The 14,113-nt window shown below is 60.0% G+C and carries 13 protein-coding genes, 3 tRNA genes and 1 pseudogene; all 17 read right to left on the bottom strand.

The genetic code is table 11. The features are described from left to right. Positions 1-273 precede the first annotated feature (273 nt). Positions 274-349, bottom strand: a tRNA-Glu gene (locus DBW_RS09735). Positions 350-388: 39 nt separating this feature from the next. Then, positions 389-463 (bottom strand) — tRNA-Gln (locus DBW_RS09740). A gap of 59 nt (positions 464-522) precedes the next feature. Beyond that, entirely contained in the window at positions 523-1,920 is a 1,398-nt protein-coding gene (gltX, locus tag DBW_RS09745) for a glutamate--tRNA ligase (RefSeq protein WP_066727295.1), read from the bottom strand. Positions 1,921-2,032: 112 nt separating this feature from the next. Continuing rightward, positions 2,033-2,848: an AmmeMemoRadiSam system protein B gene (gene amrB / locus DBW_RS09750; protein ID WP_066727296.1), complete on the bottom strand. Its 816-nt coding sequence runs from the start codon at positions 2,846-2,848 to the stop codon at positions 2,033-2,035. Positions 2,849-2,866: 18 nt separating this feature from the next. After that, entirely contained in the window at positions 2,867-3,688 is an 822-nt protein-coding gene (locus DBW_RS09755; RefSeq protein ID WP_066727297.1) for a sulfite exporter TauE/SafE family protein, read from the bottom strand. A gap of 51 nt (positions 3,689-3,739) precedes the next feature. Continuing rightward, positions 3,740-3,813: transfer RNA gene (locus DBW_RS09760), tRNA-Cys, on the bottom strand. An 83-nt stretch (positions 3,814-3,896) separates the two neighbouring features. Continuing rightward, positions 3,897-4,241, bottom strand: coding sequence for a YajD family HNH nuclease (locus tag DBW_RS09765; RefSeq protein WP_066727299.1), 345 nt, complete (start codon positions 4,239-4,241; stop codon positions 3,897-3,899). Positions 4,242-4,328: 87 nt separating this feature from the next. Then, a complete protein-coding gene (locus DBW_RS09770; RefSeq protein ID WP_066727303.1) occupies positions 4,329-5,681 on the bottom strand; it encodes a PQQ-dependent sugar dehydrogenase in 1,353 nt (450 codons plus the stop codon). Positions 5,682-5,818: 137 nt separating this feature from the next. Further along, the gene (locus DBW_RS09775; RefSeq protein ID WP_066727306.1) at positions 5,819-6,787 is read right to left on the bottom strand and encodes a calcium/sodium antiporter; all 969 of its coding nucleotides are present in this window, start codon (positions 6,785-6,787) and stop codon (positions 5,819-5,821) included. A gap of 13 nt (positions 6,788-6,800) precedes the next feature. After that, positions 6,801-7,199, bottom strand: a complete 399-nt coding sequence (locus DBW_RS09780; protein ID WP_231875316.1) for a hypothetical protein — start codon at positions 7,197-7,199, stop codon at positions 6,801-6,803. Beyond that, a complete protein-coding gene (locus DBW_RS09785; protein ID WP_066727311.1) occupies positions 7,196-7,981 on the bottom strand; it encodes a hypothetical protein in 786 nt (261 codons plus the stop codon). Before DBW_RS09785 ends, DBW_RS09780 begins: the two co-directional genes overlap by 4 nt. Positions 7,982-8,078: 97 nt before the next feature. Then, positions 8,079-8,561: pseudogene (locus DBW_RS19280) on the bottom strand (Fic family protein); the annotation flags it as partial. Then, on the bottom strand, positions 8,560-9,300 hold the full coding sequence (locus tag DBW_RS09795; protein WP_066727312.1) for a PaeR7I family type II restriction endonuclease: 741 nt from the start codon (positions 9,298-9,300) through the stop codon (positions 8,560-8,562). The gene DBW_RS09795 and the pseudogene DBW_RS19280, both read right to left, overlap by 2 nt. A gap of 2 nt (positions 9,301-9,302) precedes the next feature. Continuing rightward, the gene (locus DBW_RS09800) at positions 9,303-11,042 is read right to left on the bottom strand and encodes an Eco57I restriction-modification methylase domain-containing protein (protein ID WP_197463624.1); all 1,740 of its coding nucleotides are present in this window, start codon (positions 11,040-11,042) and stop codon (positions 9,303-9,305) included. Positions 11,043-11,063: 21 nt separating this feature from the next. Then, a complete protein-coding gene (locus DBW_RS18795; RefSeq protein WP_197463625.1) occupies positions 11,064-11,513 on the bottom strand; it encodes a helix-turn-helix domain-containing protein in 450 nt (149 codons plus the stop codon). Next, the gene (istB, locus tag DBW_RS09810; protein WP_066723645.1) at positions 11,488-12,243 is read right to left on the bottom strand and encodes an IS21-like element helper ATPase IstB; all 756 of its coding nucleotides are present in this window, start codon (positions 12,241-12,243) and stop codon (positions 11,488-11,490) included. The genes DBW_RS18795 and istB overlap by 26 nt, the downstream gene beginning before the upstream one ends. 14 nt (positions 12,244-12,257) lie before the next feature. After that, positions 12,258-13,784, bottom strand: coding sequence for an IS21 family transposase (gene istA, locus DBW_RS09815; RefSeq protein ID WP_066723643.1), 1,527 nt, complete (start codon positions 13,782-13,784; stop codon positions 12,258-12,260). Positions 13,785-14,113: the final 329 nt, after the last annotated feature.

Here is a 14,113-nt window from a genome sequence, read left to right on the forward strand (position 1 = left end):
CGGATGAGACTGCCTCATGCGGTTTCTGTTCGTCGGACCGGGATTTTGCCTGCGGCTTCCTTCAGATTCCACCTCGCGATGGACACCCTTGCCGTCCGGCTAGCGGTTCCCGCCATCAGGGTCCGCAGGGGACTTGCACCCCCAAGTCACTGATTCACCACCACAGTGAATCAGACAGCGCCAGTCAAGGCGCTACGCGCCATGCCTGGCGCACCAAAAAAAAAAGGTGGAGCTAAGCTCCACCTTAGTGCCTCCCCTCGGGAAGGCGTTGATTGGTGACCCCTACGGGAATCGAACCCGTGTTACCGACGTGAAAGGCCGGTGTCCTAGACCGCTAGACGAAGGGGCCGTGTCTATTCATTATCGCGATACGCGTCGCGGATGACTCTGGCTGGGGTGCTAGGATTCGAACCTAGGGATGACGGAGTCAGAGTCCGTTGCCTTACCGCTTGGCGACACCCCAAAACGAGATGGAGTATGTAACAATAATCCCCGAACGAGTCAAGGGAAAACTTTCACCCTTTAGCCCTGAAGCATTCCCCGGGCCTGGCGCAGCCGCCGCAGGGAAATTTCAGGGCCGAGAACTTCGAGAACGTCGAAAAGGCTTGGGCTGGTAGTCCCCCCGACCAGCGCAACGCGCACCGCGGGACCGAACTTGCCGAGCTTGAGGCCCGTTGCTGCCATGACCCGGCCAAAGGCCGCCTCGATGCCAGCGTGATCCCAGCTCTCGGTGGCCTCCAGCTCTGCAATCAGTGCATCAAATACCACCTGTTTGTCCGCGGTCAGAAATTTGGTCACCGCCTCGGCATCGAACTCAACTTCGCGGCGATAGTAAAAGAGCGCACCCTCAGCCATTTCGACCAGGGTATGGGAACGCTCCTGCAGGGTTTTGACCACCGCCGCCAGTGGCGGGCCGGAACCGGGATCGACCCCGCGCGCCGCCAGCTGTTCAGCCAGCAGAGTGCCGAGTCGCTCCGGGTCACCCTGCTTGATGTAATGGGCGTTAAGCCAAAGGAGCTTGTCGGGGTTGAAGACCCCGGCGGCGCGGCCGACGCTGTCGAGGCTGAATTTTTCAATCAGCTCTTCGCGGCTGAAGATTTCCTGGTCGCCATGGGACCAGCCGAGGCGCACCAGGTAATTGACCATCGCCTCGGGGAGGAAGCCCATCTCCCGGTAAGCCATGACCGAGGTGGCGCCGTGGCGTTTGGAAAGCCGGGCCTTGTCGGCGCCGAGAATCATCGGCACATGGGCGAACTCGGGAACCGGGTAGCCGAGGGCCTGATACATCTGGATCTGCCGCGGGGTGTTGTTGATGTGGTCGTCACCGCGGATCACCAGAGTCAGTCCCATCTCGGCGTCATCGACGACGACCACGAAGTTGTAGGTCGGGGTCCCATCGCTGCGCTGGATGATGAGGTCGTCTAGCTCATCGTTGGCGAAGGTAATCGGCCCCTTGATACGATCGACAAAGGTCGTCTCCCCTTCCTGCGGCGCCCGGAAACGAACGACGTAAGGGGCGTCCGGCTGATCCTGCCGATGGCGGCAGGTGCCGTCATACTTGGGCTTGCCGCCGCACTTCAGGGCCGCTTCGCGCCTAGCATCAAGTTCCTCGGCACTGCAATAACAGCGGTAGGCACTTCCCTTGGCCAGCAGCTCGTCGACCTTGGCGCGGTAAAGCTCGAAACGCTGGGACTGGTAATAAGGACCCTCATCGTAATCGAGCCCAAGCCACTCCATTGCCTGGAGAATGGCATCGACCGATTCCTGGGTGGAGCGGGCCACGTCGGTATCCTCGATGCGCAGGATAAAGGTACCCCCCTCCTTGCGGGCGAGCAGCCAGTTGAAGAGAGCGGTGCGGGCACCACCAATATGTAGATAGCCGGTCGGGCTGGGGGCAAAACGGACACGCAGCTTGGACATGGAATGACTCCGGGAGCGGGTAATGGAAAGCGGCGGGATGAAGCTCGCAACGCTTGGCGACCCGCAGTATATACCGGATGGCGGCAGGGCTGACAAGGCTTTTCTGGGCAGGTCACGAAGTAGCGGCAGGCCAGATCGCGAGGCCGGCGTAGCCGACCACTTCCTGCTGGTCGCCAGTGACATCGCCGGAATTGCCATAGCGGATCAGTTCCGCCCCGGTGGCACCCAGAACCCGGGCGGCAGCAAGCAGGACGACGGTCGGCAGAACCCCGCACATGCTGATGCGGCGCTCCCGAACGGTGCGGTAGAGCCCCTCGGGGTCGAGCGCCAGGACACAGTCGATGGCGAGCTGATCCTTGCCGCGGGCAATCTCTCCCGCTTCATAATGGGTCATGTCGCTGCTGACGACAATCAGGGTCGGGTGCAGATCTTCAGCGATCAAGGTGGCGAGCCCTTCGCCAATCTCGAGGAGTTCCGTCAGCGGAAGATGACCGAGGCAGAGCGGCACAATCCGCGCGCCGGGATTTCGCACCTGGAGAAAGGGGACCTGGACCTCGAGGGAATGCTCAAAACGATGGGCGGCCGAGTCGGCCCCGGTTTGCGGGCAGCGCTGCAGCAGGCGGCCGGCAAAATCAGCGTCAACATGGACTTTGCCGAGGGGTGTCTCCCAGCTGCCGTCGGCATAGATAGCCGCAGGGTGGCCGAACCCGTGGTGATTGGGGCCGATAATGACAACCCGGTCCGGTATCGCGACCCGGGCGAAGGTTTCAGCGGCAATAGCCCCCGAATAAATATAACCGGCATGAGGCGAGACGATTCCCAGGGCCTGGCGCGTCGTGGCCTCAGGTGTCAGTTCGAGAATCTGGCGCCGCAGGAGAAGAGGATCCGAATTGTAGAACTGGCCGGCAACGGCAGCCTGTCGCAGCATTTCAGAATCCTTTCGGGGTCAGAAGAATCCTTGGTAAATCATGCGCAGCCCGATCAGGACCAGCAGCAGGGAGAAGATCGAGACGAGTTTAGCATGGGCGGTACGGGAAGCAACCCGCACCCCGAGGCGGGCGCAAAGGATACTGAACGGGGCCACAATTGCGGCGACCAGCAGATTCACGTAGCCAAGGGAGAAGGCCGGCAGATCGGGGATCTCCCAACCGTGCGCGATATAGGAGAGCGCCCCGGTGAGGGAGGAGATGACGATCAGCGCACTCGAGTTGCCAACCGCCAGTTGAATCGGCAGCTGCAGGGCGATAACCATCAGCGGTACCGCAACGACGCCGCCACCGACCCCGAAAAAGGCCGAGAAAGCACCACCCAAAAGGCCAACCGCCAGAAGCGGCAGTGCGGAGACTCGCTCATCACGGATCGGCGGGAGATGGGGTTTGAAGAGAAACATTTTCACACCGACAAGGATCTGCATCATCCCGAACAGGCCCTTGAGCCAGTCGCCGGAGAGCCGGGCGGCCAGGGCTGCGCCGATCAGCGCCCCAACGATGCCGCCGAGGGCGAGAAAGCCGACCTGGTGCCAGTCGACGTTGCCGCGTTTGCGATGACCGAGGGTGCTGCTGACCGAGGTCGGGATGATGATTGCCAGGCTGGTGCCAAAGGCGGCATGGACGATAATGTCTGGTGAAAACCCGGCAAGACCGAAAATCACCAGGAAGAGCGGCACGAGGATGACACCGCCACCGATGCCGAGGAGCCCGGCCAGGAAGCCGGCGCTCGAACCAAGCACGGCAAAGAGGAACAGAATCGGGAGCGAGAGGATATGCATAGGCGCCACAACGAAAAAGCCAGCCCGTAAGAGGCTGGCTTCAGGTTCGATTGGAGGCCCCGACCAGATTCGAACTGGTGATGGAGGTTTTGCAGACCTCTGCCTTACCACTTGGCGACGGGGCCGTACGCTGCGCTGGCAGCGCCGAGAGCCCGACATTGATACCAGATCACTCCCGGGGTGTCAAGGGGAAATGGCTGTCAAACGGTCACTCGCCCCTCCCCTTTCCGGGACCATGGAGATAGTCGCCAAGCAGGCTGCGGCTATGCTCGTCGTCGTGACACTCGACGCAGAGGTTTTCCCAGTTGCTGCCATCCGGTGGGTTATTGGCGTGGTTGCCATCCTTGTGATGAACCGTCAGCAGGTGAAGGTTCCCGGCATCGAACTCCCGTCCGCACTTGGCACAAATCCAGTCATGCAGTTTCAGGGATTTCTCCCGGTAGTTGCTGTTCTTCTCCTGCTCGGCCCGCATCCGCCGCACCCGCTCATCGATTTCGGCCTGGGAGAGGGCGGGTACCGGCCGGCGTGGTCGTCTTCCCCCGCCGCGATTCATGAGCGCAAGGCTCCCATGTCTGCCACGCTCCCGCATAATGTCGGGGTAGCGCTGCGGTTCTCGATCTGAATCATCACTGTTGCCTCCTCATTCCTTGAAGGTAATACGGTAGATGGCTCCGCTGCGATCATCACTGAGATAGAGGGCTCCATCGGGGCCAATCGCTGGCGCCACCGGTCGTCCCCAGGCCGTCCCCTCTTGAAGCCAGCCACGGATCACGTCCCGGGGTGCTCCCGCAGGACGAGCATCCCGAAAGGGGATGCCGATCAGCTTGTACCCGGTAGGAACGCTGCGGTTCCAGGAACCGTGAAGGGCGACGTAAAGCATCTCCCGAAAAGGCTGCGGGGCAGCGAACCCGGTTCCGAAGGTGATACCGAGGGGCGCCGAATGGGCCGGAATTGCAACGGCCGGCGCCAGAGTCTCGCGACAGCGCCGGGCGGATCCCAGTTCAGGGTCGGGGACCTGTTCGCCGTAGCAGTAAGGCCAGCCATAATCGCCACCGGCAACGATCTGGTTGATCTCATCGGGTGGCAGGTCGTCACCGAGCATATCCCGGCCGTTGTCGCTCCCCCACAATTCGCCCCGCAGCGGATCGATGGCGAGCCCAACGCTGTTGCGCAGCCCCCTGCCAAAGAGAACCGCGGCGCCCCCGCTAGCGGGGATTGCGAGAACGGCGGCGCGCCGGGAGTCTTTTTCGATGCAGGCGTTACAACTCGACCCGGCAGAGACCAGGAAGTCTCCCTTTTCCCCGCGCACTACGCTGCGGGTCCAATGGCCACCGCCACCGGGCAGGTCACTGGTGAGCACCTTGATTCCATCGGCCTGCAGGTCACCATCGCTGTCCCGCAATCGCAGCAGGCGACTGTTCTCTGCCACCACCAGATCGACACCCGCAAAGGTCAGGCCGTGAGGGCGATCGAGGCCGGTAGCAAAATCGATTCGACGGTCGGCCAGCCCATCCCGGTTGCGATCGGGCAGCACTGCCACCATACCGTCCCGCGGCAGGGAGACATAGAGATCCCCGGCGGGACTGAAGGCGAGCATGCGCGGCGCCCCCAGGCCCGTGGCGAAGAGGGAGACCTGGAAGCCGGGGAGGACCTGGAGAGTGCGGCGGGTTGCAAACGTTCCCTGGCGCAGGTCGTCGGTAACCTGCACTTCGACTTCCGACAAAAGCTTCCCGGTGCGGACCCGCGAGTCGCCCAGGCAGCCATGGGGCCAAAGGGGCCACAGCAGGCTGACGGCAATGGCCAGAGAGCTGCCGAGGGTGGCCCAGCGCCAGCCATGGCTGCGTCCGATGGCAAACGCGCCCAGCACGAGCAGTCCCCCGGCCGCCAGCCAGTACCAGAAGGACGGCGGCGGGATGTAACGAAACAGCAGACCAAGGGCCAATCCGCAGAAAAGCGAAAATGGCCCGAACAGGGCTGACAGCAGGCGTAGCATGGCGTCCCCCCAAAATCGCGGTGGATATCCCAACTATACCATGCGGGAATGCGGCCAGGAGTCTTGGCCGGAGGTTAGCGCGGAACCCGGCCGGGAAGGGGTTTCCGGGGACGAAGGGTCTATCGCCGGCGCTGGTTCTACCCGAACAGGGTACTGACCAGGTAGGCTGTATAACCGAGGTAACAGGCGACCAACACCGCGCCCTCGATGCGATTGATGCGGCCCGGGCCCCGGAACCCGTAGCCGATCACGAAGAGCGACAGGGTCAGTACGGCCATCACCAGCATGTCGCGATTGAAAACCTCTGGCCCTACCGCCATCGGGTGAATCGCACCGGCGATACCGACCACCGCCAGGGTATTGAAAAGGTTGGAGCCGAGGACGTTGCCGAGGGCGATATCGTGCTCCCCCTTGCGGGTGGCGATGATCGACGAGGCGAGTTCCGGCAGCGAGGTACCGACCGCAACGATAGTCAGGCCGATGATCAGGTCGCTGACGCCGAAGCCGTGGGCGATCTTCACCGCGCCCCAGACCAGAATGCGGGAGCTGGCGATGAGCAATACCAGCCCCACCACCAGCCAGAAGACCGCACGGCGCATCGGCATGGCACGGACATCGAGCTCCTGCTCCATCTCGCTGCCGAGGGTATCGGTCTTTGTCCGCATCCCCTGCCAGACGGTCCAGGCCATCAGGCCGCCGAACAGGGTCAGCAGCACCACAGCATCGAGCCGGGTGATCCCGCCATCCCAGATCTGCCATGCCGCCAGGGCAGTCACCAGGGTGAGGATCGGCAGCTCCTTGCGCAGCACCTGCGAATGAACGGCGATGGGGCTGATCAAGGCCGTCACCCCGAGAATCAGGGCGATGTTGGTGATATTCGAGCCGTAAGCGTTCCCCAGGGCGATCCCCGGGTTCCCCTGCGACGCGGCCAGCGCCGACACCACCATCTCCGGCGCCGAGGTGCCAAAGCCGACGATCACCATGCCGATCAAGAGCGGCGGCATGCCGAAATGGCGGGCGGTGGCGGCCGAGCCCTCGACAAAGCGGTCGGCGCTCCAGACGAGGAGCGCCAAGCCAAAGATTACGGCGATAAAGGCCAGGGTCATACAGCTCCTGTTTTTATAGCGATGCCCCAAGGAATTTTTCAAACCTGCGGCACATGCGCGCGAGGGCATTTAATTCGGCGTGGGTCATCTGGTCATAATCGTCGGGCAAAATGCCGTCATCGGCCACCGATTCGCGCAGCTTCTCCAGCGGATCAACCTGATACTCCTCGTACAGGGAAACCTGGCTGATAATGGACCCGCCAAGCAGCCAGAGGTGGTCGCGATACTGGGCGAAGGTCTTTCGGGACAATCCCTCGTCATAAAGCGCCTGCAGAAAACCGGCAAACCAGGGCAACAGCTTCTTGCCGTAGGCGAGATCTTCCGCAACGCCCATCCAACTCTTCGGCCACCTGTCGAAATCTGGTGCCCAGGCGCGAAAACTTTCCGTTTCACTGCTCCAGATCAAATTCACATCACCCCCAGAATCCACCCCTCTACCTGGGCCACGGGGTATTCGCCGGGCAGCATGTCGGGCTTCAGGAAATTTCCGATGGTGCCATCCGTATCAGACTTTTTCAGCCAGGCGGCAGCAACGTAGGCATCGTGCTGGTCGGGCGTGCGGCCCTCCCGTGGAGTGCTCTTGCTCCACAACGACGGGTAGACCTCCACCAGCGCGGATTTGCCCGCAGGAATTTCCCAGCCATCGAAGGGCCAGAAGTGGATGCGGTCTCCAAGTTGATTGCGCAGATACCGAAGCCAGGGCAGCCCGGCGTGGGTCGATTTGGCCACCGAGCCGGGCACGTCGAAATGAAAGACCGACTTGGCCCCGGCCCGCTCCTCGGTGATGCGCCGCCAGCGGGCGCTACCGGAACGGGCCTCGCCTTTGCCCCGTGAACCGTGGCGAATGAAATCGACGTAAATGTGTTCGGCGTCGGTCGGCCAATGCTTCTGAAAATCGTCGAGGAAAGTGGGCCAGTCCGGCTCGAGCCAATGAACTTCAAAATAACGCAGGGGAAAGGAAAAGCCATGGTCGATACCAACGATGGTCGGCACATCCCCGGATAACTGCTCCGCCAGCCATTCCGCCAAGCCGCGCCGGGTCCAGTATTTGCGCGGACTGGGCGGCGGTTCGATTTCAACCGGCATAGATTCGTGGCTGGCCTCGTAGACCCGGAGCCCCTTTAAGCTGGCGTCCGGGGTTTCCGCGCCGGAGTAGTCGATGCCGAAATAGCGTTGAAAGGCGGGATACATCATAAACTCTCTTTCTGACATTTACCTGGTCGGTCACTTGGTCGGTACTTGATCGCTGAGCCAGGGCATGTCACAAGCCATGTCGTGAGTTTGTCACAAGTTATCCACCGCCGGGCCGGGCCACCACCTGACGGCCCTTGTCGGTCAGGCGGTATTTCTGTTTGCTGCTGCGCGGCTTGTCGGGGAGGGTCATTTCAACCAACCCAGCCTCCAGAGCCGGGAACAGATATGCCTTGCGGAAATGTTCATCATCTTTCAGCCCGAGCGCCTCTTTGAGTTGCTGCCGGGTCATCTCTCCAGAAAGGACAGAGAGCAGCCGGACTTCCGGGGTGACTTCCGGTGCGACTTCCGGGGTCGAGATGCTCAAAGTATCCAAAATCATCCGCAGCATGAAGGTGATGAAGGGAGCGGAATCGGTCTTGTGGGTGCTTTCCTGAATAGCCTGTTAGTACTCGGCCTGGTGCTCGAAAATCAGGCTTTCCACCGGGATGTCGGCGAACAGGGGATTCCAGCGGGCCAGAATCAGGCTTTGCCATACCCTTCCTAAACGGCCATTGCCGTCGGCGAAGTGGTGAATGAATTTATTCCAGCCTTGCAGCTTCAGCAGCAATATGCCCAGCAAGGGACGTTACAAAAGTTTTGAGACTGGTCATTGAGGACAGTGAGGAAAATTCACCATTGCCAGCGGCGGTTCTCGGTGAGGCGATAAGCGAAGCAGTTGTATAGAGCTGTTCCTGTGTCAGTTTCTGGCACAACAGATCGTACCGCTGAAGATATGAAGCGCCCTTGAATTCCTCGAACACTGGGAAATGGGGGGAGTTGTCCTTGATCGAAGAACTGGATTCCAGGGCCTCCTCAACCAGCATCAGCCAGCCAACAAACGGTCGAGGCTGTTTGCCGAAAGCACCCTCGCGATAGGCCGTCCATAAGTCATGGGCCGTTCCAATGGCCTCTTCTGTCCTGTTGTTGAAATTATTTCCGAAAGAAGGTCCGACCTGACTTTTCAGCTCTATGGCCGCGATCAACTCGCCTTTGTGGATGACAAGCAGATCCCAGAGTTTGGTTGGCCGAAAGAAACCGGGCAACGTCAGAACTGCGCGTTTTTGGTGGATATCGGCATTTGCAAGACCGTTAGCGCGGATCACATCCAATATCAATGCGATGAAGCCGTCCATGTTTTTTCCGGCAGTAACGCCAGCTCGTTCGCCTTGGTCGGACTTGCCCGATTCAATCTGCTTCTGCCTGGCGGCTTCCCGGTTTCCCCAAAACGCCTGCACCGCTTCACGAGCCTTGCGCTCGTAATCCACGAGGTCAATTGCCATCTTCATTCTCCATTGCCGCCAAAAGCGGATCGTTCTTCTTGATTCAGGTTGTAGAGCTTAAAAACCGCTCTGTTACAGGCATCAAGATCACGGGTGGTCGCGGCATGGATCAACTCCCGCCGAAGATTCTCAGATACGTCCTGCCAGAAGGGGATGCGGATGCGCCGCAGGTACTGCGCCTGAAAACGCAGGTAACCTCCGCGCATTTTTGTTGAATAGGTCGCCACAAATAGCTTGGCGATGCCGGAAAGCAATACGGCCTGTAAGGCCCGCAAATCCCAAGTGTCTGAGACGACATAGTAAAGGTTGTGGTGCGGATAGAGTTTGCCGGGCTCAAAAACAATATGAGCCTCGCCCTTAATATCAGGTATCAGCAATTTCGGCTGCCTGGTCAGCTCCGGCCATATCCGGTCAATCGTCCGGTACCAATTTGACGGTGCTTTCTGTGCACAGTGGCGCTTTGCAATGACCGACTTTCGTTCTTCAAGGTAGCTGGCCAACTTGGGGTAATCCCGCAAATCGACAAGGCCGCCGTCATCTGCGAACGGATTGATAACGCCTTGACCTTGCCAGACGACTTCACCGGATTGAATGTCACGGGTCGCCACAAGTGGAAGTTTTCGGTCGGTCTCGACGTCAAGAGAATCGAATTTCCCGATAAACGCCTTATCAGCGCCAGTGGCCACACCAATCCCGACCTTACAACCTGCTTGTTCTAGTGTGGAAAATTGGCTCTCGATACGTCGAATCAGCGACATTTGATCCGACGATTCCAAAAGCCAAGGTTCAGAACCACTTACCACTCCAACTATTTCTCGAACTGATGAATCTTTTGGCAGGAAATTCGAGTTGATATCCACAGCAACGCAAGCGAGCGTCTTTTTGTCGATCTCAGGTCTATGGGCGATACGGGTAGCACTTGTTTTCGATTTGGTAATAACGGTGATTGCCGGATAAGCACTGACTTCGGAATGAAAGGCATTTGTATCCACCATATCGACATAGGCTTTGAGATGGAAACCTCTTGCTATGAACTCCCGCAATGGACCGCCATAGCGGTTTTTCATCCAGCGGTCGGCGCAGATAAAACCAAGAGCTCCGCCTTTGTCGAGAAGAGACAGCGAATGTTCGATGAAGGGAATGTAGAGGTCGGCACGGTCATACATCGTCTGATAGCGACGACGGTATTCAGACAACAACGGAGCTGGTATCAGTTCTTGCCGGACATATGGCGGATTACCGACGACGAAATCAAAGCTGGTGTTTTGTCGCTCAAGAAGGAAATCCCCCTGAATCAGCCATTGGTCGGCGAGAGCTGAAGCAACGAATGTCGAAATCCCCTCATTTACAAGTCGATTGACGACGGTCTTGTGTGTGGAGAAAAATGTTGCCTTATGTAACTCCACACCACGAACGGCCCCTCCTAATTCAACGTCAGCGGCAGAAACATTCCCGCCATGCTCTCGCCACGCAGCAAGTAGTCGTTCAACAATGGGAAGAAGGAAATCGCCCTCTCCAAAAGAAGGCTCCAAAATACGACGGTGGTGCAATGGCTCACTGGCGACGTAGCCAACCAGGTCGAGAATAAAATCAACGACCTCAATGCGCGTAAAGATTGCCCCCCGGGCTTCAATGCTACTGTTCGAAGCCAGCGTTTCAATCGCGTCAGTAACCGCCGCCGGTCTCGGGAAGGCTGAAACATCCAACAGGTCGAAGAGTGTTGGCTGTATCAGGCTCGGCATGACGATCCCTCTTTAATGTGGCTATCCATTGTTGACCGATGCCTTTTGTGTTGTTGTTTGTCGCAGGCTCTTCATCCAGTCATCGATCTCATCCCGGTCGAACCGCCACTGAGTTCCAATCTTTGAGCCTGGCGACTCGCCTTTCTGGGCCAGCTGATAGAACTTGCTGCGGCTCATCTTCAGATAGCCGGAAAGCTCCTCGATGGTCAGCCATTTGTCTTTTGGTTCCATGTCGGTCACCGCGTTTCTGGGATCAGAAATAGTGTATGATAACAAAAAACAACGAATACCAGGAAGATTTTCAAGACAAAACCAGGAATCTACGCGGACAATCATCAATGTGCGGATTCCGATGAAAGTTGCCAGCCGTTCCAGCGCAAAGTTGCCACTCGTTCCAAGGCAAAGTTGCCAGTGATCGGAGCGTAGCGACGCTGGAGTTTTTGTCTTACGCCAAGTTGCCGATCGGGTCAAGCTGGGATCGCCGTTTGCGCATCGATTCTCCTTTCAAGGTGAGCCGGTAGGCGTTGTGGATGAGGCGGTCGAGGATGGCGTCGGCGACCGTCGGATCCCCGAGGTAGTCGTGCCAGGCTTCGACCGGAAGCTGGCTGGTGATCAGGGTCGAACGCAGATTGTGGCGGTCCTCGAGGATTTCGAGCAGATCGCGGCAACCGGCGGCGGTCATGGGGGCGAGCCCCCAATCGTCGAGGACGAGCAGTTGAGTCTTGGCGACTCTATCCATCATCTTGGGGTAGCGGCCGTCGGCCCGCGCGAGGGCCAGTTCCTCCAGGAAGCGGGGCAGGCGCAGGTAGAGGGTCTTGCAGCCGAGGCGGCAGGCCTTGTGAGCCAAGGCGCAGGCGAGGTAGCTCTTGCCGACGCCGGTGGGGCCGGTGATGAGAATGTTGTGGCCCTTGGCGAGGTAGCGACCGCCGGCCAGCGCCAGCACGAGGTCGCGGTCGAGTCCCCGGGGTGCCCTCCAGTCGAGGTCCTCGATGCAGGCGCTCTGACGCAGCCGGGCCGTGCGCAGGCGAGTGGTGAGCCGGCGGCTGTCGCGCTCGGTCTGCTCGCGGTCGACCAGCAGGCCGAGGCGCTCCTCGAAGCTCAAGGCATCGGCGGTCTCGCTAAGGCGCTGTTCCTGAAGGGCCTTGAGCATGCCGGTCAGCTTGAGGGCGCGCAGTTTGTCGTCGGTGGGGTGGCTGAGCATGGTGGTCTCCTTGGTCAGTGGTAGTAGCCGGCGCCGCGGATGTTGTCGTGACTCGGCAGCAATGAGAGTTGGGACTCGGTGGACTCGGGGAGCGACTGGCGGTCCAGTCCGGTTTTGAGGATCGAGGCGACGCTCTTGAGGCGACAGGCGTTTGTTGCCAGGGCCCGCTGGCAGGCCGCCTCCAGGCGCTCGGGCGTGTAGGTCTTGGCCAGCCGGATCAGCCCCAGGACGCTGCGGTAGCCCTGCTGGGGATGGGCCCGTGAGGCCAGGATCTTCTCTGCCAAGGCGGCGGTGTGCGGTCCGGTTTTGGCCGCCCAGGAAACCAGGCGCTGCGGCGTCCATTCGGCATACTCCCTGTGGCTTTTGGGCATGTGCTCGCCGAGAGTGGTGTGGCGACCGCGCTCAGAGGAGCGGACATGGGAGGCCACCCGTTGCCCTTTGTGCAGAAATTCGACGGTGGTCGCCGTCAGGCGCACGTCGAGCTGCTGCTTCACCAGCACATACGGGACCGAGTAGTAGTGGTGGTCGACTTCGGCATGGTAATCGATGTTGACCCGCGCATGGCGCCATTCGGCGAACGTATAGGGGGTCGCCGGCAGAGGATTCAGAGCCGGACGTTCCAGGGTGTCGAAGAGCTGCTGGCGGCAGCCGGGAAGCTTCTTGAAGGGGCGCCGGTTGAGGTGCTCCACCAGCTCCCGAATGGCGGCGTTGGCCTCGGCCAGACTGAAGAAGGTACGGTTGCGCAGCCGCGCCAGGATGAAGCGCTCGGCGACCAGAACCGCCGCCTCGACCTTGGCCTTGTCTTTGGGTTTGCGCACCCGCGCCGGAATCACCGCGCAGCCATAGTGAGCGGCCAGCTCCGCATAGGTGGGGTTGATGTCCGGTTCGTAGCGGCAGGGTTTGGAGACGGCGCTTTTCAGGTTGTCCGGAACAACGATCTCGGGCACTCCGCCGTAGAAGGAGAAGGCCCGGACATGCGAGCCGATCCAGTCCGGCAGCCCTTGGGTCCAGGTGGCTTCGGCAAACGTCTGGGAACTCGCCCCCAGGGCCGCGACGAACAGTTGCGCTTCGCGGATCTCGCCGGTGCGGCGGTCGACGATCGGCAGGGTCTGGCCGGTGTAGTCGACAAACAGCTTCTCGCCGGCTTTGTGCACCTGACGCATCGACAGACGCAGTTTGCCGGACCACTCACGGTACAGATCGCAGAAACGGCTGTAGCGATACCCCTCGGGATGGCTGTTCTGGTATTCCTCCCAGAGCAGCCCCAGGGTGACGCCCTTGCGCTTGAGTTCCTGATGGATGGTCGCCCAGTCGGGCATGGGGCGCTGGTCGGCGGGAATGACTGGCGCTGGCGGAAAGAGCAACTGTTCAAGTCGGGTTTCGTCCAGATTCTCTGGCAGCGGCCAAGACAACCCGGCGTGAGCGGCGCGTCTCAGAAATTCGCCCACCGTGGTGTGTGACGTGCCGACGGAGCGGGCGATGGCCCGCTGTGTCAGGCCGGCTTCGTAATGCAGACGCAGAACGTCCTTGATCTTGCGCATGGATAACCTCGTGTGTGCCAATGGGACCACCTCCTGGAAAAAGTCCAGAAGGTTGTACCCCGCGGTTACCCAGCGTCGCGAGAACTTTGATCAGTCTGACAGATTCACCGACCTCTTCCGCTCAAACTGGAAAGTTTGGATCGGAACGGGTGGAAACCTTGCGTCGGAATGACTGGCAAGTTTGGATCGGAATCAGTGGCAAGTTTGCATCGGAATCGGTGGAAAGTTTGGCTCGGAATACGCATCAATGCACGTTTGCCGAATTTCGCTCTCATCCCCGACACATCCCAGCACCTCCCGGTAAGTAACCCCTCAGAAGGCCAGCACAC

The organism is Desulfuromonas sp. DDH964 (genome assembly GCF_001611275.1).
Classification (GTDB): domain Bacteria; phylum Desulfobacterota; class Desulfuromonadia; order Desulfuromonadales; family DDH964; genus DDH964.